The sequence below is a fragment of the Nonomuraea sp. NPDC050202 genome (assembly GCF_040656115.1).
GTDB lineage: Bacteria > Actinomycetota > Actinomycetes > Streptosporangiales > Streptosporangiaceae > Nonomuraea.
On record NZ_JBFALF010000021.1, the window covers coordinates 65,542 to 86,007 of the forward strand.

Below are 20,466 nucleotides of genomic sequence, written 5' to 3' on the forward strand. Positions count from 1 at the left end.
CAGGTTCACTTACTTGCGAACAGAGATGCGCGTATTCCCACAGCTGGTGGTCCAGTGCGTGACCGAGCATGCCGCCCAGGCTGCGGCGTTGCAGATGGATCACGGTGATCGCCGGCCGCGCGTCTCTCCGCTCCGAGGTACAGGCGGTCTGGTAGCCAGCCCATATGGGGCAAGTGATCGATTTGTTCCGCCGTACGTCGTCTTGCGACGATCGCACGGAGTGTCCTCTACTCGTCCGTTGTGTCCGTCACGTCCGCTGCGGCGCTGCGGAGTGCCTCCAGTACGAGCCCGACCCGTGGCAGGCGGGCGTCGCCGGTCCGGGTGTAGGCCGCCACCGTGCGGTCGAGGCGTTCCGCCAGCGGGTGCAGGCTGATCCCCTCGGTGTCGCGGGGCAGTGCCATGCGGGGGATGAGCGCCATCCCGGCCTCGGCGGCCACCAGCGCACTCAGCACGGAGAAGTCGTTGGCGGTCACGATCGGACGGGGCACGAAACCGGCCGCCCCACAGGCCCGGCGGGTCATCTCGTGGCAGGAGGTCTCGGTGCCGGGCATCAGCCAGTGCTCGTGTGCGAAGTCGGCCAGGTGGACCGGCTGCCCGGGGCTCAGCCCGCGGCTGGAGGCGAGGGCGGTGGGCAGGGCCAGCAGCACGGGCTCGTCCATGAGGTGGTGCTGGCGGCATCCGGGCGGTAGCTCACGTGGCAGCAGGCTGTAGGCGTGGACGATGGCGATGTCGACCTCCCGGCGGCGCAGCGCCTCGGCCGCCGGGTCGGGCTCGCACTCGGTGATGCGCAACTCCGGCGCGGGTGCGCCGTCAGCCGGCATCCGTCGCCACAGGCGGGGCATCAGCACCCGGGCGGCCGAGGAGAACACCGCCAGCCGGACCAGGCCCTGGCCTCCCTCCTGAAACGCACGCAGGTCGGCCTCGACGGTGGCGAGCTGCCCGAGGATGACCTCGGCGTGCTCGGCCAGGAGGTGGCCCGCCGGGGTGAGCCGCAACCGGCGTCCCTGTTTTTCCAGCAGCGGTAGTCCGGCCTCGCGTTCCAGCGCGGCCAGTTGCTGGGACACCGCCGGTCCGCTGAGGTGCCGGGCCTCGGCCGTTGCTGTCACGGTGCCGTAGATCTGCAGGTCACGCAGGAGGCGCAGGCGACGGAGATCCAACACGTAAGCGATCCTTCTCGATTTGAGAGAAAAGTGTAACTGGACCTTTCTGATCCTAGGCTGAATGCTGCCGAGGGTGAAGCCACCGATCTCACTGCGCCTGACGTCCCTGGTCTCGACGGTTGTGCTCTGGGCGTCGGCCTTTCCCGCCATCCGGGTCGGCGTCGATGGCCTGAGCGTCGGTGGGCTGTCGTTCTGGCGGCTGGCCGTCGCCTCCGTCGCGCTGGCCCTGGTCAGCCCGCTCCTGCGGGTCCGGCTGCCGGACCGGCGCGACCTTCCGCTGATCGCGCTGTGCGCCGTCACCGGGATGAGCGCCTACCAGTTGCTGCTCAACTGGGGCGAGGTGCATGTTCCGGCCGGGACGGCCAGCCTGCTCATCGCCACCGCGCCGGTGTTCAGTGTGCTGCTGGCCTCGATCTTCCTCGGTGAAAGCCTCTCGGCGGCCATCGTGGCCGGCACCGTCACGGCCCTGGCCGGTGTGGCGCTCATCGCCTACGCCGCCGGCTCCGCGCAGGTCACCACCAGCGCGCTGGTGATCCTCGCGGCGGCTGTCGTGCAAGGCGTCTACCATTTCGCCACCAAGCCGCTGCTGAAGCGGTACACCGGCCTGGAGGTCGCCTGCTACGCGATGTGGGCGGGCACGCTGTTCCTGGCCCCGCTGGCGCCCAGTGCCGTGCGCGACCTGCTCGATGCCCCGGCCGATGCCGCCGTGTCCACCCTCTACCTCGGCCTGCTGCCATCCGCGCTCGGCTTCGTCACCTGGGGGTACGCGGTCGCCCGGTACACCATCGCGCAGTCCACGGCAGCCCTGTATCTGGTCCCGCCGATCGCCATCGCGGTGGCGTTCGTGTGGCTGGGAGAGATACCCGGCCCGATCGAACTCGTCGGCGGACTGATCAGCATGGCCGGCGTCATCCTGATCCACCGGCACACGGCACGTCAGGCCGCTGTTCCGGAGCCATCCTCTCCCCTCCTCGACGAGGCCGAGAAGTAATCGGCGGACGGACAACGCCTGCCGCTTCCGTGCGCAACGGCGGTAGCGGATCACATCGTGGCGACATCTTGTCAGGCCGCACATGGCGATGAGTCGTCGCCACCGACAGCCGCCCGGGAAAGGTCACGCCGGAGAGGGCACCATGACGCTTCCGTCCCGGAAGGACAGGGCGGTGCTCAGTCGCCGCCCCCATCCGTCCCGTTCGGATGGTGGCTTGATCGGTCAAATTCGTGATACCTGCTGGAGGACGATGGTGAAGGCAGAAGCAAACCTGAGCCCTGAGGTGCGCCGGCTCGGATCGCCTGGTCTGGTCAGAGAGTCCGACGTGCGGGCCGCGCTGACCATGCTGGCCGGAGGCCCCGCAGGGCTGGTGATCACTGGCGGAGCGGGGATGGGCAAGAGCGCCCTGGCTCGTCAGGTGCTCGGGCGGCTTCGGGCCGATGGCTTCGGAGTGGCCGTCATGGTGGGCAAATGGGCTCCGCGCACGCTGTTCCGAGGTGTCACAGAGGCCTTTCTGAGCTGGGGTGGGGAGCTCTCCCCGGAACAACGGGGACTGATGGGGGCCGTCGGCCTGGCCCCGTCGGACGAGGCGATGTTCGACGTGACGTGCCGGCTGCTGAAGAGCTCCTCCCTCGTCCTGCTCTTCGACGACCTCGGCCAGAATCTCGACGGCACAGGCTTCCTGGACCCGGGCTTCGGTGAGGTGTTCGAGCGGCTTTGCCAGGCCGCCGACCGTGGCCGTGTGCTGGTGACCAGCCGGGTGCCGCTGCCGCCGGCCGTGGCCGACCGGCTCGGGACCTTACGTCTGGGCCCGGCGAACCTCGACGCGGGAACGGAACTGGCGGCCGGACTGCCCTTCCTGTCCACACTGGATCCGTTCACCACGGAGCGGGTGGTCCGCACGGCCGCCGCTCATCCACGGTCCCTGCACCTGCTCGACGCCTGGCTCTCGGCGAACCCGGGGGGCGTAGGGCCCCGGCTGGCGGCCGTGACCCCCGGGGCCGCGCCGCTCGGCCTGGTCATGGCCGACCTGACGGCGCAACAGCGCGAGATCCTGCTCCAGGCCGCGATCTCCATGGTCCCCGTCACCGCACACGATCTGGCCGTCGCCTGCGACACCAGCAGGCCGGACCTGAGACGGCGGCCGAAGCCCAAGCGGGCGGCGATCAACAGTACGCGGGCCGCCGCGAGCCGGCTCGCCGAGCTCGGACTGCTCAACGCGTGGGAGGGTTGGGACGGCGAGACCGTCTACTTCACCGATCGCTGGATCGCGGACCTGCTGGCGCCGCTCCAAGGCCCGGCGGTCGCCGACCGTCACGAACGCGCCATGAACATGCACTACACCCGGACGCACGAAGACGGCGTTTTCGAGGACTTCGTCGCGGTCTGCCGGCATCTGATCGCGGTCCAGGGGTTCAGTGACCTGGTGAAGTTCCCTCTGGACATCGCCGACAGCATGGAGGCGGACACCGAGTACGGGGTGATGGCGCTCCTGGGTGAGGTCGTGCCGTGCGTGCCCGCGCCCTTCCATCGTCACATCCGCGACCGCCTGGTCGCCGCGTTGATCCGGCACGGCTTCCCGCGCGCCGCGCGAGAGGTGGCCGAGCGGTCACTGGCCGCCGTCAAGGAGTGGGCCCCCACCCACCCGCAGCGCGACGAGGCCAGATTCACCCTCGGCGCCGCGTACGACACCTGCGGCCAGGCCCGGTTCGCCGCCGGCGACCTGCCCGCCGCCGAGGCCGTGCTCACGGCCGCCGTGGACGTCTACCACGAGCTCGCGGCCGAGCACCCGACTTTCATGGAGGCAGACCAGCGGCTCGCCGGCTCGCTGCAGCACCTCGGCCAGGTGTACCGGGCGCTCGATCTGCCGGAGCACAAGGAGAAGGAGTACGAGATCTGGCAGGAGTGCTCCATGATTCGTACCCGTCTCTTCCAGGCGAGTCCGACCCCGGAGACGGCCGTGGACGCCTCCCTGGCCCTTCAACGCCTCGCCGGCCTGGCCGGCCGCGACGGCGATCGTGACAACGCCCGCAGACTGCTCGGTACTCGCCTCGCGATGGTGGAGGCGATGCTCGAGGCGTATCCGGGCGATGACAGGCTCGCCGCGGAACTCCCCATCGCACGGGACGACATCGCCGCGCTCGACGTCCACGGCGGCGACGGTCCCCATGCGGAGGTCATCGAGATCCTGCGACAGGGGCCGACCGCCTTCAACCAGTGGCGTGCCGACAACGCGGACGAGGAACTCGATCTTTCCGGCGCCGATCTGCGCGGGCTGAACCTCGACCAGATGGTCTTCGCCGGCGCTGATCTCACCGGCGCGAACCTGTCGTGCGTCTCCGTACGCGGCGCCATCTTCTCCGGAGCCGACCTGACCGGCGCGAACCTGGCCGGCGCTGACCTCACCAGGACGGGGTTCGGCTTCAGCGAGCTGGTCAACGCGACCGTCGCCTTCTCCCGGCTGGGCGCTGCGATGATGCAGCCGGCGACCCTGACCGGTGCCGTCCTCACCGGTGCGACCCTCGACCACACCTCGTTCCGCGAGTGCGACCTGACCGATGTCGACCTGCGCGGATGCGACCTGAGCACGCTGGATCTCAAACGCACCGGCCTGGACGGCGCGATCACCGACCCGCCGTAGCACCGCGTGGTGACTGCCCTCCCGGCACCGGACGCTTCACGAATGGCGTCGCCGGTCGGTGCCGCGCGGCTCGGCGCAGCCTGACAATGACCTTGCTGCGCGGCGTCAGGCCGGGGCCCATGGCGTTGTTCAATTCGGCGGCGCCATGGGGAAGGTCGGTGGTGGTGCGGGCCGATGGCGGCCTGCGCGGTCGGATCCGCCGGGATGCGGGCAAGGGCCTGCTCGGCGTAGGTCACGGGGGTGGAGCTCACCCGAGACGGCGGGCGATGGCGCAGCCGTCGACGGTAGGTGCCAACTGTGCCGGGCGCCGCCGGGGCAGCGAAGGCCGGGATCGCCGAATGAAAGGTGCCCGAACTCGCCGCTGACGCCGGTCGCTCCCGTTGGGGCTCCTGTGGCGACGCCCCGCCGGCCCTCGCCGACAGGCGGATCGTCCAGGCCGAACGCGCCGGCCGCACCCTGCCGCCGCGCACTCGCCGGGGTCGCACAGGCGTCTGGAGGTCGAGGGCCCATGCACTTGCATGGAGTCCCCTCATGCGAGATAGTTGGTTTTATCAAACCAACCTTCTGGGGACGGTGTGAGGATGGAACACGTGTCGGCCGGCAAGGACGGTCTCTCCCGCCCGCAGCGTGAGTCCGTCGACGCAGTGGCGGCAGCGCTGGCGACGGTGGGCAACTGGATGTTCGCTCCGGCCACGCGGCGCAAGATCATGGCATCCTCCGGGCTGGAGCTGTCCTTGGGTGACTACACCCTGCTGGCCCAGGTGTCGCTGCACGCGCCGGTGCGGCTGTCGGTCCTGGCGGAGCTGATGGAGGTGGACAAGTCCACCCTGTCGCCTCCGGCCAAACGCCTGGAGTCGCGCGGCTTCATCGAGCGCCGGCCCGATCCGGCCGATGCCCGGGCACAACTGGTGAGCGTCACGCGGGCGGGGAAGCTCGCCATCAGCAAACTCTGGAAGGCGCGCACGGCCGCCGTCGCCGCCCTGCTGGCGGAGTGGGAGGCGGGTGACATCGAGCAACTGGCCGCGAGCCTCGGCGCGCTCAGCGAAGCGATCAAGAAGGGGCAATGAGCCCAGCACGGTTCCGTCGTCCCGTCCGCGCCGGAACGTAGACCCCCCTGCGGCCGCGTAGAAGTCCGGTGCCGCCGCTGCTCCACGCCCTCTCGGCTCGTGGCGTCGTGCTGCCACACGCCACCTGCCATCCTCGACACGTCGCCGCACCTCCATCCGGGGCGGCCGACTTTCATCGGCCCGGGTCCGGGCTGGCGTGGGCGCCACCGGCCCCGGCTCCTGCGCGTCCGAGCGCGGCGCAGCCATCTGCACGCCCCCGTCGTCGCGCACTCCCCTACTGCCTTTCCATCAAGGATGTGATGTCACATGCGTGCCGTTCTGCTGCACGAATTCGGGCCCCCTGCCCAACTGCGCGTCGCGGACGTCCCCGCACCGAGGCCGACGGCAGGCGAGGTCGCGGTGCGGGTGGCCGCGGTCGGCGTGCAGTTCCTGGAGACGCAGGTCCGGGCGGGGACGATGCGGGGCGCGCTCGGCGGCGCGCCGCTGCCGGTGATCCTCGGCAAGGAGATCGCCGGACTGGTCGCCGAGGTCGGTCCCGGTGGCGATCCCGCCCTGATCGGCGCGCGGGTCCTGGCCAGCACCACGGGCTTGGGCGGGTATGCCGAGACCGCCGTCGTCCCCGCCGGCACCCTCATCCCGATCAGGGACGGCATCGGCCTGCCCGAGGCCGTCGCCCTCTACCGGTACGGCGCCACGGCCCAGGGCCTGATCAGCGCAGCCCGCGTGGCCGCCGGTGACCGGGTCCTGGTGCTGGCGGCCGCGGGTGCCGTCGGCACGGTCCTGGTGCAGTTGCTCAAGCGGGCCGGGGCGACGGTCGTCGCGGCGGCGCGGGGGGAGCACAAGCTCGCGCTGCTCAGCAGGCTGCGTGCCGACCACGTGGTGGACTACACGCTCCCCGGCTGGACGGGCCGGGCTCGTGACGCCGCGGGCGGCTCGATGGACGTGGTCTTCGACCCTGTCGGCGGAGCGCTCGGACGAGAATCGTTCGAGCTGCTCGCCCCGGGCGCCGGACGCCAGATCGCGTTCGGCCTCTCCAGCGGCACGCCACTGGAGGTCCGGCCCATGGAACTCATCGGCCGGGGCCTGACCCTGACCGGATTCAGCGCGGGTCTCATCTGGAGCAGGCCCGCCCTGGCCCGTGACCTGGTGACCGAGGTCCTGGAACTGGCCGCGGCGGGACATCTCACGCCGGTGATCGGCCAAAGCTTCCCTCTGGAGCGGGCAGCCGACGCGCATGCCGCCATCGAGGCGCGCGGCACCGTCGGCAAGACCCTGCTCATCCCCTGACCGAATCCCTGAAACGCCCTCTCCGGCCCGTCATGGGCCTGAGGGCGAACGTTCAAGTTAGTTACTAGCAAGGAGTTCACCTCTCATGTCCTCTTTCCCCAAGATCTTTGTGGCCGGCGCCACCGGGCTGCTCGGCGGCCAGATCGTCCAAGCCCTTCTCGACCAGGGCACCCCTGTGAGGGCCCTGGTGCGGCCCGGCACCGGCGAGGAGAAGAAGGCCGCCCTGCGAGGCGGCGGCGTGGAGCTGGTCGAGGGCGACATCACCGATCCGGCCGGGCAACTCGCCGAGGCCGTCGGCGACGCCACGACCGTGGTCTCGGCCGTCCAGGGCGGTCCCGAGGTGATCGTGGACGGGCAGGCCAACCTCGTGCGCGCCGCGGAGAAGGCCGGCGCCCGGCGGTTCATCCCGTCCGACTTCGCCTTCGACCTGACCAAGCTGGACGACGGCGACAACTTCATGATCGACTGGCGTCGGCAGGCCGCCGCCGCGTACGCCGGCACCAGCCTTGACGTGGTCTCCGTGCTCAACGGAGCCTTCTACGAGGTGATGACCGGCTTCATGGGGCTCATCGACTGGGAGCAGGGCACACTGTCCCATTGGGGAGACCCCGACCAGCCGCTCGACCTGACCTCGGTGGCCGACACCGCCGCCTACACCGCCGCCGTCGCCCTCGACCCGGCCGCCACCGGCACGTTGCGCTTCGCCGGTGAGGTCATGTCGATGCGTCAGTTCCACGAAGCGGTCCAGCGCGGCTCCGGCCGTACGCTGCGGCTGCGCCACCTCGGCACCGCCGACGACCTGCGCGCGGAGATCACCCGTCAGGCGGCACAAACGCGGAACCCGTTCGACTACGTGGCGCTGCAGTACCAGTGGTGCATGGTGAGCGGCAAGGCCAAGTTCGACAGCCTGGACAACGCGAGGTACCCGCAGGTCACGCCCCTGCCGCTGACCGACTTCGTACGCGTCACCGCACCCGCGCTCTGACGCGACGCAGGCCGGTACTCGGTCACAACCGGTGGACCGCGTACCGGCCTGCCATCGGCCGACACCATGCCAGGCCCGCCGCAGAAGCCCGAACGCGACGGCGCGCGACGCGTGCTACACCTCGAGCATCAGGGCCCGGTGGTCCGACACTTCGGGCGCGGTCGCGATCTCGAAGCGCCGGACGGCGTCGAGGTCGGAGACGAGCAGGTAGCTCGCATGACGTACCGGCTTGGGGTAGCGCGAGGTCCTGGTGTCAGCGTCGCGCACCAGGTCGGTCAGGCCGAGCTTGGCGAGGATGCCGAACGTCTCGCTGTCGGGCAGCACGTTGAAGTCACCGCACACCACCGTCAGATCGCCGTCCTCGCGGACGCCGGTGACGAGGTCGGCGAGCCGTTCGGCCTGGGCGCGGCGGGCCGGGGTGTCGGTCTTCCCCCGGGCGTCCCGCAGGCCGTGGAGGTTGACGACGGTGACGAACCGTCGCGCCCGGCGGTCGAAGACGCGTACGGCCAGAGCGGCGCGGGGCCGCCCGTCGGCAGGCCATCCGTCGTGGTGCTCGGCGTAGCGGCCGTGCACGAACGCCGATCGCATGCCGACGATCGGGAACGTCTCGGCGACGAAGGTGGCGAGGCCGAAGTCCTGGCGGCGCGAACCGCGTTCCCGGTCCAGGACCGATCCTGAGTCGCTCGCCGTGAACAGGCCGAGGTGGCGGGGAAGGCGCGAGCGCACGTCGGCGAGCAGGTCCGCTCGCTGCGGCAGCGACCGCTCGGGGTCGTCGAAGCGCGTCCAGCCGCCGGCACCCGGGGTGCGCGTCACCTCCTGCAGGCACAGGATGTCGGCGTCGCAGTTGTCGAGCCAGGGGGCGAGCCGGTCGAACATCGCGCCTCCCCAGGCGTTGAGAGAGATGATTCGCACGGCTACGAACCCTAGATCAAGGCCGGCCCCCGGCAGCCGAGGGCGGCCGGTGTGGGCGCCCTGGAGCAGGTGGGCTCGACGCCGGGCGCGCGAAGAGGAGGGGGCGGCAGGCCGGTCAGGCGGCCGATCCGGTGCGGTCGCCGCGATCGAGGGCGGCGTCGGTGCGGGCGCCGGACAGGATGGCGTCGAGCAACCCGGGATAGCGGGCGTCCAGGTCCTCGCGCCGCAGGACGAGCAGGTTCTCCCGGCCCGAGGGCTGCTGCCAGATGACGCCGCTGTCGCGCAGCACCCGCCAGTGATGGGTCATGGTGGACTTCGCGGTGATCCCCAGCGTGTTCAGCACGCTGGTGCAGTTGTGCTCGCCGCCGGCGGCGAGCAGGCGGACGGCGGCCAGGCGCACGGGGTTCCCCAGTGCCGACAGCACGTCTTCGATCCGGATCTGGTCGCGGTCGGGATGACGGAAGGTCATGGTCCAATTGTACCGGGATTATCGAACAATCGACCGCGCTGTGGCATAGTTCGACTGTACGTATATCTACGTACAGTCGTTTCGTGGGGCGGGCCGCCGCATGCCCGCCACCGGTTCCCTCCGAAGGGCGATCCATGTCCACACCCACCGCGCCGCCCGCACCATCCCCGGGCGTCGCCAAGCCGCGACTCGGCTGGACCCTGGCGCTGCTCGCCCTGGCCCAGCTCATCTACGCGCTCGACCTGAACATCGTGTTCGTCGCGCTCCCCCAGATCGGCGCCGACCTCGGCTTCCCCGGCCAGACCCAGCAACTCGTGGTCAGCGCCTACGTCGTCTTCGCCGGCGGCTTCCTGCTGCTCGGCGGCCGGGCGGCCGACCTGCTCGGCCGCCGCCGCATCTTCGTGCTGGCCCTGACCCTGTACGCGGTGTCCTCGCTGGCCGGCGGGCTGGCCACAAGCCCGGCCGTCATCATCGCCGCCCGCGCGATCCAGGGCATCGGCGGAGCGCTGCTGCTGCCCTCCACGCTGGCACTGCTCAACAGCCTGTTCGCCGAGGGCCCGCAGCGCAACCGGGCGCTGGCGGTCTGGGGCGGCGCCGGCGCCAGCGGCCTGACCATCGGCGCGCTGCTCGGCGGCCTGCTCACCCAGCACTTCGGCTGGCCCGCCGTCTTCTTCGTCAACGTGCCCCTGGCCGGGCTGGTCGCGCTGGCCGCCCTTGCCGTCATCCCCCGCGACCCGGCCCGAACAGAGCGACGCAGATTCGACATCCCCGGCGCGCTCAGCGTCACCGGCGGATCGACCCTGCTGGTCTTCGCCCTGGTCGAGGGGCCCGAGCTGGGCTGGGGCAGCCCCCTGGTGGTCGGCGCCTTCGTGCTGGCCGCCGCCCTGCTGGTGATCTTCGCGCTGGTCGAGGCGCGCAGCGCCGACCCGCTCATGCCCTTCCGGCTGTTCCGCAACCGCAGCCTGACCGTCGGCATGCTGGTGACCTTCATCTACATGGCCACCTTCGGCGTCCTGCCGTACTTCCTGACCGTGCTGATGCAGAGCATCCACGGCTACAGCGCCCTGCAGACCGGGCTGGCCTTCCTCATTCCCTCGCTGGCCATCGCCGCCGGCACCCAGGCCGGCGAGCGGCTGGCCACCCGGATCGGCACCCGCGCCACCCTGCTGATCGGCTTCGCCATCGGCGTGCCAGGCACCGCCGTCCTCGCCCGCGGCTTCGACACCGAGGCCTCCTACGGCCTGCTGGTTCCCGGCCTCATCGTCTCCGGCGTCGGCCAGGGCATCGTCTGGACCGCCATGTGGATCGCCGCCGCCACCGGCACCCCCGCCCGCGAGCAGGGCGTGGCCAACGGCATCGCCTCCACGGCGCTCAACATCGGCAACGCCATCGGCCTGGCCGTCTTCACCGTCATCGCCGACCTCGGCACCGAGGGCAAGACCGGCCAGGCTCTGCTCGCCGCCACGGCCGACGGCGCGTTCCTCGTCGTCCTGTTCACCGCGGCCGGGATGATCGCCGGCCTGCTCATCACGCTCACCTTGTCACGCCCCAGCCGCGACACCGCGCCGAGCGACGGATCCCCCATGATCACCGGTTGACCGCCACGAACACGGCCAACGACGACGACGTCCGGAGCACCCGGCACTGCCCGCAGGTGCTCCGGACGCCTGCCGATCCACCGCATCGGCGGTCGCCCGCTCTCGGCATACTCCAGGAGAACGTTGTTGAGCCCAGGACGTCGTGGAAGCCGCACCAGAAAAGATCATGGCCCAAGGTGGCTGATGTGCTATGCCGGGGAGCGGGAGGAGTGCAGAGCCGCCCAGGCGGCCAGGCCGTCTTCGGTGAGGACATGGTCGAGTGCGGTCACCACCGCCCCGTGCAGTGCCCCGTCGCGGCCGAGGGCGGCGGCGAGCACGGGAGGCGGGTGCGGGCGGCGGAAGCGCATGAGGCCGTCGGCCAGGGCAGCGGTGAACTGCGGCTCGGTCGCAGCCCGGAGTGACTCCGCCAGGCCGCCCAACGTGACGACGGCGGGATCCAGGGCGTTGATCAACCCGGCGAGGCCATGGGCCAGTCCGGTGGTGGTGCGGCCGATGGCGGCCCGGACGGCCGGGTCCGCCGGGGTGCGGGCAAGGACCTGCTCGGCGTACGTGCGGGGATCGCGGGGCGGGGGCTCGCCGAGATGGCGCGCGATCGCGCGGCCGTCGACCGCCAGGTCCCAGCAGCCCCGGGCACCGCAGGGGCAGCGCAGATCGGGATCGCCGAACGGAAGGTGACCGAACTCCCCGCCGGCGCCTGTCGCTCCGTGCATGGGCCGGCCGTCGATGACCAGGGTGCCGCCGACGCCCACTTCCACGGTGATGTGCAGGACGCTCGCCGCTCCCGCCGCGGCGCCCTGCCGGGCCTCGGCGAGTCCTGCGAGGGTGGCGTCGTTGCCGATGAGCAGCGGCGTGCGCGGATCGCTCGTCAGCGCCGCCAGGTCCACCGCGTCCCAGCCGAGCACGGCGGACTGGACGACCTTGCCGTGTTGCACCGTCGCGGCGATCGCCACGGAGATCGCCCGGACGCGTTGGCCGTAACGGTGGTGCAGGCGTCGCACCGCCTGGGCGACCGTGTCGATCACCTGCTCGGGGGCGCGGCTGCGGTGCGTCCCGCTCTCCGCGATGCCGGGCCTTCCGTCGAGCGACGCGACCGCGCATCGCCAGTCCTCCTGCCGCAGGTCCACGGCGATGACGAGGGGCCCGTCCGGGTGGGGGGTGAGCACGCTCGTCGGACGGCCGCGAGATGTCGTGGCGGCAGGGGTCTCGGCGAGAAGGGCGAGGTCGCGCAGCCGGGAGGTGATCTCCGTGGCCGAGCCGGTGCTGAGACCGAGTCGCCGCGCGACGGCCGCCCTGGTCACTCCCGGCGCGCGGCGCATCTCGTCCAGCACGGCCAGCGCGCCGCGCCAGCGGAGATCCGCGGCCCGCACGGACCCGGCCCGGTTGCGTGGGGTTGCCATGTGTCGTTCCCCTTCGTTTATGCTCGATCCACGAGTTTAATCGAAGGGGGGACACTGTGCCACGAACGGATCTCGGGCGGATCGAAGCGGTCCTGCTGGACATGGACGGCACTCTCGTGGACTCGGACGCCGCGGTCGAGCGTGCCTGGTCGATCTGGGCCGAGGAGTACGGCGTCGACCCCGGCGCGGTGCTCGCCGTCGCCCATGGGAGCCCGGCCGCGCGTACGGTCCGGCGGTTGCTTCCCGCCCTGGACGACGAGGCGGTCCTGGCGGCGGCGCAGCGGCAGCACGCCCTGCAGTACGAGGACCTGGCGGACGTCACGGCAGCGCCCGGCGCGCGCTTCCTGCTCGCCACGCTGGACCGGCTCGAACTGCCGTGGGCCGTGGTGACCAGCGCCGACGGGCGGCTGGCCAAGGCGCGCCTGCACGCGGCGGGGATCGATCCGCCGGTTCTGCTGACGATCGACGACGTAGGCGCGGGCAAGCCCGACCCGGAGGGCTACCTGGAGGCCGCGCGCCGCCTCGGGATCGCACCGTCCGCCTGCCTGGTGGTGGAGGACTCCGAGCCGGGGCTGGCCGCGGGCCGGGCGGCGGGCATGCCGACCGCGGCGCTGCGGGGACTGGACGGCGACCTGTCCCTGCCCGGCCTTGGCCGGCTGGCCCACCTGCTGCAGCGCTCGCGGGTCCGGCCGTGGTGGCGCGACGCCGTGGGCTACCAGGTGTACCTTCCGTCGTTCGCGGACAGCACCGGTGACGGTTGGGGAGACCTGGCCGGGGCGAGCGCGCGTCTGGACCACCTGGAACGGCTCGGGGTGGAGGTGGTGTGGCTGACCCCCTTCTACCGCTCGCCGATGCGCGACCACGGCTACGACGTCGCCGACTACCGGAGCGTCGATCCGTCGTTCGGCGGGCAGGCGGCCCTCGACGGGCTGGTGGCGCAGGCGCACCGGCGCGGGATGCGGGTGATCGGCGACCTGGTCGTCAACCACACCAGCGACGCCCACCCGTGGTTCGTCGCCGCCTCCTCCTCTGTGGCCGACCCGCACCGCGACTACTACATCTGGCGCGACCCGGCACCGGACGGCGGCCCGCCCAACAACTGGCTGTCCCATTTCGGCGGGCCCGCCTGGACGTTCAGCCCGGCGACCGGCCAGTACTACCTGCACCTGTTCCGTCCCGAACAGCCCGACCTGAACTGGCGCAACCCGGCGCTGGCCGCCGAGATCGACGCGATCGCCGAGTACTGGCTGAGCCGCGGACTGGACGGTTTCCGCATCGACACCGCCGGCTACCTCGTCAAGGACGCTGACCTGCGGGACAACCCGCAACTGCCCGCCGGCCGGATGCTGCCGGTGCGAGGAGTGACGACGGACTGGCGCCGCCAGGAGCATCGCCACGACATCCACCAGCCCGGCGTGCACGCCGTCCATGAGCGGTGGCGGCGGATCGCCGACCGGCACGACGCCTTCCTCGTCGGCGAGGTCTACGAGCTCGACCCCCGGGCGCTGGCACGCTTCGTGCAGGGCGAGCGGCTGCACTCGTCGTTCTGGTTCGGGCTGGTGGAGACCGCCTGGGACGCCGACCGCATCGACACCATGATCGAGGCCGCTGTGATGGCGTCGCCGCGGCTGTCCTGGGTGCAGGGCAACCATGATCGTTCCCGCGCCGTCACCCGGTTCGGCGGTGGGCTCCGGGGACGGCGCCGCTCGCTCGCGCTGCACGTGCTGATGGCGTTGCTGCCGGGAACGTTCTGGCTCTACCAGGGCGAGGAGCTCGGCCTGAGTGACGGGCGGGTGCCTCTCGGCCACGGCGCCGACCCGCTCGGCGCGGCCCAGCCGGAGGAAAGCCGCGACGCCGCGCGCACCCCCATGCCATGGCGGCCCGGCCCGGGCCTGGGGTTCACCACAGGGCAACCGTGGCTTCCCGACGGCGCGCGCGGCGACGACGAGACCGTGGCGGCACAGCAGGACGACCCCGCATCCCACCTGAACACCCTCGCCCGGCTGCTGGCCACCAGACGCCGGCTGACGCACGTGCTGGCCGCCACCGACGACGTGAGCAGAGCCGTGCTCGCCGCACCGGTGACCGCCCACCGCCGGGGAACGCTCTGGGCGGTGGCGAACCTCCGGGACGCCCCGGCCGCCGATCTGCACCTGCCGGCCCCGGCGGTGTTCGACACCGACGATCCCACCGTCACCCCCGACCGGCCGAGGACCGGCTACGTCCGCCTCGCTCCGCAGCAGGCGCTCCTCCTGGCCGAAGGATGACCGCCGCGAGCGGACGCCAGAGGCCGCTCCCCTGCTCGCCACCGAATGATCCGACGAGGAAGGCAGCATGTCCGACCACGTGACCCCGTTCCGTCTTGACATCCCCGAGCCCGTACTGGCCGACCTGCGCGAGCGGCTGCGGCGCACGCGGTGGCCCGAGAAGGAGACGGTCGGCGACTGGTCGCAGGGCGTCCCGCTGGGCTACCTGCGCGAGTTGTGCCGGTACTGGGCCGATGAGTACGACTGGCGGGCCACCGAGCGGCGTCTGAACGCGTTTCCGCAGTTCCGGACCTCCCTTGACGGCCTCGGGATCCACTTCGTGCACGTCCGCTCGCCGCACGAGGACGCGTTGCCGATCGTCTTGACCCACGGATGGCCGGGCTCGGTCGTGGAGTTCCTCAAGGTGATCGGGCCGCTCACCGACCCGACGGCCCACGGTGGCGACGCCCGCGACGCCTTCCACGTCGTCTGCCCGTCCCTGCCCGGCTACGGCTTCAGCGACAAACCGGACCACCGCGGCTGGGGCGTCGAACGGATCGCCGACGCCTGGATCGAGCTGATGGCCCGCCTCGGCTACGACCGATACGGCGCGCAGGGCTCCGATTGGGGCACCACCATCACCACGCTCATCGGCCTGCGGGATCCCGCCCACGTGGCGGGCATCCATCTCGTCCCGCCGCTGGCGGCCCCGGATCCGGCCACGTTCGACGACCTCACCCCCGCCGAACAGGCCGCGATCGCCGACCTGGAACGAGGCCGGGAGGACGAGGACGGGTACTCCCTGGAGCAGTCCACCCGGCCGCAGACCATCGGCTACGGGCTCGTCGACTCGCCGGCACTGCTGGCCGCCTGGATCATCGAGAAGTTCCGGTCCTGGACCGACGGTGACGGCCACCCCGAGACCGCCCTCACCCGCGACGAGCTCCTCGACAACCTCATGTTCTACTGGCTGCCCGGAACCGGCGCGTCCGCCGCCCGGCTGTACTGGGAGAGCTTCAAGGCCGTCCAGCGGCTCTTCACCGCCGGGACGACGGACGTGGTGACCGTCCCGGCAGGATGCTCGATCTTCCCCAGGGAGAACCCCCGGCCGTCCCGGCGGTGGGCCGAGAAGCGCTTCACCAACATCCTGCACTGGAACGAACCGGACAAGGGCGGTCACTTCGCCGCGTTCGAGCAACCCGACCTGTTCGTCGAGGAACTGCGCACCTTCTTCCGCATGCTCCGCTGACCGCACAACAGCTGCCGCGGCGAGCAGGCCGTCCCGCCGTGAGGGCATCCCGGCCCTGCGCCGAAGCACTGCGGCGACGCAGGGCCGGGCCTGTCTTGCGCTCGGCGCCCCAGATGACCGGCCTTCGGCGGCCGGGCGTGGACGCGAGCCGGGCGGGTCACGACGTCGTCGTGCCCGCCCGCGGGTCGATGGGTTGTGTCCGCCGTTCGGGCAGCGCCGCGCCGACGATCGTGCTGTCGAGCAGCACCATGAACTGGCCCAGGCACGCCACTGTGAGCAATGCTGCCCGGTGTGGTCGGGCGCTCGCGACCCCGGACGGACCGTCCTTCGCGGCGTCTTCGTGTGCGGTCAACGCTGTTCCTCTCCTGAGGCGTCAGATGCCGCCGCACGAGTTAGTTCGATATTTCCGAAATGTCGAACTATTCGGTAGCGTAGAACCATGCGACCGCTGCCCGAACCCGCACGCGAGACGTTGACGCTCGCGCCCGTGCTTCACGCGCTCGGCGATCCGGTGCGCCTGGAGCTGGTGCGGCGCGCCTGGGCTGACCCCGGGTCGACCTGCTCCGCTCTCGCCGACGGCTTGGATGTGCCGATGTCGACGCTGTCCAACCACTGGCGGATCATGCGCGAGGCCGGGGTGATCAGCATGGCCGTCGACGGGAGGCACCGCCGCATCCGGCTGCGTGGCGACGATCTGAGCAGGCGCTTCCCTGGTTTGCTCGATCCGATCCTGCGCCTCGCCGAGGCCGAGCCGCAGCACGGCGCTCCGTCGCCAGGCCGTCCCTCGATTTCGGAGAATGTGCGCTGATCAGGCGGGGTGATCCTCTTGGGTGGTCCCGCACCGATGCTGACGGGCGACGGGCACCATTCTCGGCCGGGGCGCCGTGACTCGGCAGCCGGGCCCGGGCATGCGCGAAGCCGTCGCGGCCGTCCTTGCCCGTTCTACCCCGTCCAGCAACTGGCCCCGTCGGGTCACGCAGGCACCCGTAGGAGAAAAAGTGGATATGGATCCTCGACCCCATGCCGACGCTTGGCTGGCAGCGTGGAAGCGACGCGATCTCGATGCGATCTTGGCCTGCTACGCGGAGGACGTTGTCTTCGTCGCCCCTACCGTGGTGCGCCGCTGGGGACGTCCTGATGGCCGGCTGCAGGGCAAGGCAGAGCTGCGCAGGCACTTCGAGCTCGGACTGGAACTGGCACCGGACCTGACCTTCGCCGAGGAAGCGCTGCTGACCAGCCCGGGCGGCTATGCACTGCTCTACCGGCGTGAGAACGGCAACCGTGTTCTCGACGTCGTCGAGCTGGACGAGCACGGTCACGCCGCCCGCGTCCATGCCTTCTATGAAGGCCCACAGCACTGACGCAACTCGTCATGCGAGACGAGGGCCAGGGCTGCCTGGCGCGAGTGCACGAAGGATCAGGTCAGTCGGCACGTAGTTCCTCGATGACTGCGAGGGCGTCGTCCACCAGGTCGATGGGGCAGCCCCAGTAGTCGTAGATTCCTCCGCTGGCACGGTTACTGCCGCAGATGACGAACACGCCTGTTCCCAGCTGAACTTTGAGACGGGTGGCCAGCCAGCCGACGAAGCCACTGTTGTCCAGATCGGCGGGGAAGTGGAAGGAGAAGACTCCGAATCGTTCGGCACCGTCGTGCTCCTGGGTGAACGGGACCAGGGCGCTCCAGCTCTCGTTGTCCCGGACCACCGCCAGCGTGTCACCGGTAAGGGCCGGCGGGCGGTCGGCCGGAGACTCCTCGAAACACCAGACGCCGTTGTGCACGACGAGCCCGGCCGCCGCGATCACACGTCGCAGGCGTGCTTCCGTCTGCTCCGCGGTCTCCAGACTGACGCTGACCATGGGTGAGCCTCCTCGATTCATGTGGCTGATCCACTCTGACATCCTGGCAGTGGCGCCCGGACAGGCTCGGCCGAGCACCCTTCGTGGAGTGATGCCGGCGCGATCCGGCCGGGCGGGCGAGGCGGCCGGGCGGGCGAGGCGGCCGAGCCGAGGCCGGAGGACAGCGTGCCGCCGGATTACTTCGCGGGCCGGGACGCCACGCCAGGTGGCACCATCGTCGGCTGACATCTCCAGCCGGATCGAGGTCACCCCCGCCTTCGGGGAGCGCGGGTTGCGCTCCGTCCATACGGGCATGCGCGTTGTTCGGCCCGGCCCCGCGCGGTTGGAGTCGCCCAGGCCCTCGGAGCTGGCCAAGATGGTGGCCGCCGCCCGGACCAGCGCCACCGCGCTGACCTGGGAGAAGGTGGCACACCTGCTGACCGGCGAACGGCGCGAGGATCTGGACCGGCTCTCCATCTGCGCATCATGGACGCGCACACCCTGGATACATCGGTCCTGGCGGCCGAGCGACGCCGACGGCGCGGTCGGCTGTCCTACCCGCGCGCCGAGTACCTGCAAGACGCCTCGGCCACACTTGACCCACACCGGCAAGGCTGGACCCTGCACCAGTTGCGGCACTCGGCGCTCCGACATCTCGCCCAGGCCGGGCGCAGCACGCCCGAACGGCAAGCCAAGAGCTTCCACCAGCACTTGGCCAGCCTCGGCCACGACGTGCGACTCGGCGAAGAGACCTCCGCCCGCATCACCGCCGAAGCCGACCCCGTCCAGCGCCGGCGTACCCGCTGACCCCCACGCCACCCGGTAGACCACCGAGTCACGAGCCGTCCCGCACTCGACGGCGAACCCGTCATGGCGCTCGCTGGAACTCCCGCCGTCCCGCCTTGCGCAGCACTGTACGGATGACGTCAGCATCCCCGATCCCGCACGGTCTACAGCGGCCGACTTCGCTTGACAACTGAAGATGAGCATCGATCCGCAGGAGCGTGTGTGCTGAGCAGGGATTGGAAAGTATAGAAGTACGTACTATTCTCTTCCTTCATAATGAAGTACGTAGATATCTATGAGAGCGACTCTGACGGCCTCCTCTACGACCCTCGGGTCAGGGCCGCGATGACCCAGTTCGCCGACAGCGACGAAGACCTGCTCACCTTCGAAGCGGGCGCCGCCGTCCGCACCGCCAACCATGCCGTCGAGCGCATGCGCGCCCACGGCGCTCAGGGACGAGGGGTCAGCGCGGGCGCGCTCGACCTGCTCATCCGCCTCAACAACAGCGAGCACGGCATCAGCATCGGCGAACTGGCCCGCACCGCAGGGGTCAGCTCCCGCAACGCCACCGGCTTGGTCGACACGCTGGAGCACAACGGGTTGGTCCGCCGGGTCCCCGACCCGACGGATCGACGTTCGGTTCTGGCCGAGATCACACCCGCCGGGCGAGCGTGGATGGAGGCGTTCCGCAAACCGTCGCAACTTGCCATGCGGGCGATGTTCCACGGGTTCACACCTGAAGAACTGGTCGTTCTGCGCGACCTGTGCCTGCGGCTGGCCGCCAACCAGCATCGCCTCGCCGACCACCTGCGCCAGATCGAACAACAGCCATGAACACGACGGCTCAGGAACAGACCCGTCGCACCGTGCGCGGCTATCACGAGGCGCGCTTCCGCGGCGAGGTGTCCGCAGCGGCAGCGCACCTGGGAGAGCCGTTCCGCTTCCAGAGCCCGTTCATCACCTCCGACGATCGGACGGGCCATCTGGCGACCTTGCCGGGGTTCGTATCCATCGTGACCGGCGTCGAGCTGATCAGCGAGCTGTACGGCGAAGCGGAGGCCACGCTCGTGTACGACGTGCACACCGCGACGCCGGTCGGGACTCAGCGCACGGCCGAGCACTTCCGGCTGGACGGCGACAAGATCGTGTCGATCATGCTGTTGTTCGACGCCTCGCCCTGGCAGCCGATGAAGGCCCAGATCGAGCTCTGAAACGACACGCCCCAGGGCCCATGGCAAAGCGCGAACGACGTCGGCGAATTTGGCGTGGGTGCACCCGCGACAGCGGCTCGCGGGTGGCGGGGTGTCGGTGTGCCCCAGGGCAGCCGAAGAAGATGCCACCCACGGGTCGCGGTCCCTGCCTGCCGGCGAGGAGCTGCCCCATCCCGAGAAGGAGTTCCCGGCGTCATGGCCTCCATCCGCCACGAGATCGTCATCGATGCGTCCCCCGAGCACATCTGGGATGTGCTGCGCGACGTCGGAGCCGTGCACGAGCGCCTGCTGCCGGGCCGTGTCATCGACACCCGGCTGGAGGGCGACCAGCGGTTCCTGACCTTTCCCGACGGGCACGTCATCCGCGAGCTGATTGTCGCGATCGATGACGATTCCCGCTGCTTGGCCTATTCCGTTGTCGAAGGCGCGCGGCCCCCACTCGAGCACCACCACGCCTCGTTCGAAGTTCGCCCGGAGGGCGACGAAGCGGGCCGGCTGATCTGGACCACCAACGTGCTGCCACACACGCGAGCCGCCGAGATCCGCATTCGCATCGAACACGGCGCATGGGAGATGAAGCAGGCGATCGAGGCCGCAGCACGCAGCTGAGCCACCCACTCATGCGAACCCC

Annotated in this window: 20 protein-coding genes; 14 read left to right on the top strand and 6 right to left on the bottom strand. The window is 70.8% G+C overall.

All coding sequences use genetic code 11. From position 1 onward, the window contains the following. Nucleotides 1-227 precede the first annotated feature (227 nt). The gene (locus AB0I79_RS40025) at nucleotides 228-1,160 is read right to left on the bottom strand and encodes a LysR family transcriptional regulator (protein ID WP_357884951.1); all 933 of its coding nucleotides are present in this window, start codon (nucleotides 1,158-1,160) and stop codon (nucleotides 228-230) included. Nucleotides 1,161-1,233: 73 nt separating this feature from the next. Between AB0I79_RS40025 and AB0I79_RS40030 the strand changes: the two genes are divergently transcribed. The 5 genes from AB0I79_RS40030 to AB0I79_RS40050 all read left to right on the top strand — a co-directional run bounded on the left by AB0I79_RS40030 (nucleotide 1,234) and on the right by AB0I79_RS40050 (nucleotide 8,131). Then, nucleotides 1,234-2,151 carry a DMT family transporter gene (locus AB0I79_RS40030; protein ID WP_357884953.1) on the top strand — a complete coding sequence of 306 codons (918 nt, stop codon included), beginning with the start codon at nucleotides 1,234-1,236 and terminating at the stop codon, nucleotides 2,149-2,151. 250 nt (nucleotides 2,152-2,401) lie between these two features. Beyond that, entirely contained in the window at nucleotides 2,402-4,792 is a 2,391-nt protein-coding gene (locus AB0I79_RS40035) for a pentapeptide repeat-containing protein (protein ID WP_357884955.1), read from the top strand. A gap of 581 nt (nucleotides 4,793-5,373) precedes the next feature. Then, nucleotides 5,374-5,859 (top strand): MarR family transcriptional regulator, encoded by a 486-nt coding sequence (locus tag AB0I79_RS40040; protein ID WP_357884957.1) that lies wholly within the window; start codon nucleotides 5,374-5,376, stop codon nucleotides 5,857-5,859. 306 nt (nucleotides 5,860-6,165) lie between these two features. After that, nucleotides 6,166-7,146 (top strand): zinc-binding dehydrogenase, encoded by a 981-nt coding sequence (locus AB0I79_RS40045; protein WP_357884959.1) that lies wholly within the window; start codon nucleotides 6,166-6,168, stop codon nucleotides 7,144-7,146. Nucleotides 7,147-7,231: 85 nt separating this feature from the next. Beyond that, a complete protein-coding gene (locus AB0I79_RS40050) occupies nucleotides 7,232-8,131 on the top strand; it encodes an NmrA family NAD(P)-binding protein (RefSeq protein WP_357884961.1) in 900 nt (299 codons plus the stop codon). 114 nt (nucleotides 8,132-8,245) lie between these two features. On the opposite strand, the gene AB0I79_RS40055 is transcribed toward AB0I79_RS40050, so the two are convergent. After that, entirely contained in the window at nucleotides 8,246-9,043 is a 798-nt protein-coding gene (locus tag AB0I79_RS40055; RefSeq protein WP_357884963.1) for an endonuclease/exonuclease/phosphatase family protein, read from the bottom strand. A gap of 115 nt (nucleotides 9,044-9,158) precedes the next feature. After that, nucleotides 9,159-9,512 (bottom strand): helix-turn-helix domain-containing protein, encoded by a 354-nt coding sequence (locus AB0I79_RS40060; RefSeq protein WP_357884964.1) that lies wholly within the window; start codon nucleotides 9,510-9,512, stop codon nucleotides 9,159-9,161. 134 nt (nucleotides 9,513-9,646) lie between these two features. Between AB0I79_RS40060 and AB0I79_RS40065 the strand changes: the two genes are divergently transcribed. Next, nucleotides 9,647-11,110 (top strand): MFS transporter, encoded by a 1,464-nt coding sequence (locus AB0I79_RS40065; RefSeq protein WP_357884966.1) that lies wholly within the window; start codon nucleotides 9,647-9,649, stop codon nucleotides 11,108-11,110. Nucleotides 11,111-11,298: 188 nt separating this feature from the next. Here the strand turns inward: AB0I79_RS40065 and AB0I79_RS40070 are convergent, their stop codons facing one another. Continuing rightward, nucleotides 11,299-12,507, bottom strand: coding sequence for an ROK family transcriptional regulator (locus tag AB0I79_RS40070; RefSeq protein WP_357884968.1), 1,209 nt, complete (start codon nucleotides 12,505-12,507; stop codon nucleotides 11,299-11,301). Between the two features lie 56 nt (nucleotides 12,508-12,563). Here AB0I79_RS40070 and AB0I79_RS40075 point away from each other — a divergent pair, with 56 nt between their 5' ends. Together AB0I79_RS40075 and AB0I79_RS40080 are read left to right on the top strand one after the other, a co-directional pair. Further along, nucleotides 12,564-14,774 carry an HAD-IA family hydrolase gene (locus AB0I79_RS40075; protein ID WP_357884970.1) on the top strand — a complete coding sequence of 737 codons (2,211 nt, stop codon included), beginning with the start codon at nucleotides 12,564-12,566 and terminating at the stop codon, nucleotides 14,772-14,774. Between the two features lie 67 nt (nucleotides 14,775-14,841). Beyond that, nucleotides 14,842-16,002, top strand: coding sequence for an epoxide hydrolase family protein (locus tag AB0I79_RS40080; protein ID WP_357884972.1), 1,161 nt, complete (start codon nucleotides 14,842-14,844; stop codon nucleotides 16,000-16,002). Nucleotides 16,003-16,159: 157 nt separating this feature from the next. Here AB0I79_RS40080 and AB0I79_RS40085 read toward each other — a convergent pair whose 3' ends face one another. Further along, nucleotides 16,160-16,354: a hypothetical protein gene (locus AB0I79_RS40085; protein WP_357884974.1), complete on the bottom strand. Its 195-nt coding sequence runs from the start codon at nucleotides 16,352-16,354 to the stop codon at nucleotides 16,160-16,162. An 87-nt stretch (nucleotides 16,355-16,441) separates the two neighbouring features. On the opposite strand from AB0I79_RS40085, the gene AB0I79_RS40090 reads away from it, so the two are divergent. Together AB0I79_RS40090 and AB0I79_RS40095 are read left to right on the top strand one after the other, a co-directional pair. Then, on the top strand, nucleotides 16,442-16,810 hold the full coding sequence (locus AB0I79_RS40090; RefSeq protein ID WP_357884976.1) for a helix-turn-helix domain-containing protein: 369 nt from the start codon (nucleotides 16,442-16,444) through the stop codon (nucleotides 16,808-16,810). Between the two features lie 196 nt (nucleotides 16,811-17,006). Then, on the top strand, nucleotides 17,007-17,363 hold the full coding sequence (locus AB0I79_RS40095) for a nuclear transport factor 2 family protein (RefSeq protein ID WP_357885192.1): 357 nt from the start codon (nucleotides 17,007-17,009) through the stop codon (nucleotides 17,361-17,363). 61 nt (nucleotides 17,364-17,424) lie between these two features. Here the strand turns inward: AB0I79_RS40095 and AB0I79_RS40100 are convergent, their stop codons facing one another. After that, on the bottom strand, nucleotides 17,425-17,859 hold the full coding sequence (locus AB0I79_RS40100; protein ID WP_357884978.1) for a DUF6196 family protein: 435 nt from the start codon (nucleotides 17,857-17,859) through the stop codon (nucleotides 17,425-17,427). A gap of 465 nt (nucleotides 17,860-18,324) precedes the next feature. Between AB0I79_RS40100 and AB0I79_RS40105 the strand changes: the two genes are divergently transcribed. The 4 genes from AB0I79_RS40105 to AB0I79_RS40120 all read left to right on the top strand — a co-directional run bounded on the left by AB0I79_RS40105 (nucleotide 18,325) and on the right by AB0I79_RS40120 (nucleotide 20,444). After that, nucleotides 18,325-18,645, top strand: coding sequence for a hypothetical protein (locus AB0I79_RS40105; RefSeq protein WP_357884980.1), 321 nt, complete (start codon nucleotides 18,325-18,327; stop codon nucleotides 18,643-18,645). 324 nt (nucleotides 18,646-18,969) lie between these two features. Further along, nucleotides 18,970-19,458 carry a MarR family transcriptional regulator gene (locus AB0I79_RS40110; RefSeq protein WP_357884982.1) on the top strand — a complete coding sequence of 163 codons (489 nt, stop codon included), beginning with the start codon at nucleotides 18,970-18,972 and terminating at the stop codon, nucleotides 19,456-19,458. Continuing rightward, nucleotides 19,455-19,835, top strand: coding sequence for a hypothetical protein (locus AB0I79_RS40115; protein ID WP_127933246.1), 381 nt, complete (start codon nucleotides 19,455-19,457; stop codon nucleotides 19,833-19,835). Before AB0I79_RS40110 ends, AB0I79_RS40115 begins: the two co-directional genes overlap by 4 nt. A gap of 195 nt (nucleotides 19,836-20,030) precedes the next feature. Continuing rightward, complete coding sequence (locus AB0I79_RS40120) at nucleotides 20,031-20,444, top strand: SRPBCC family protein (RefSeq protein WP_357884985.1); 414 nt, start codon at nucleotides 20,031-20,033, stop codon at nucleotides 20,442-20,444. The last annotated feature ends 22 nt before the right edge of the window (nucleotides 20,445-20,466 follow it).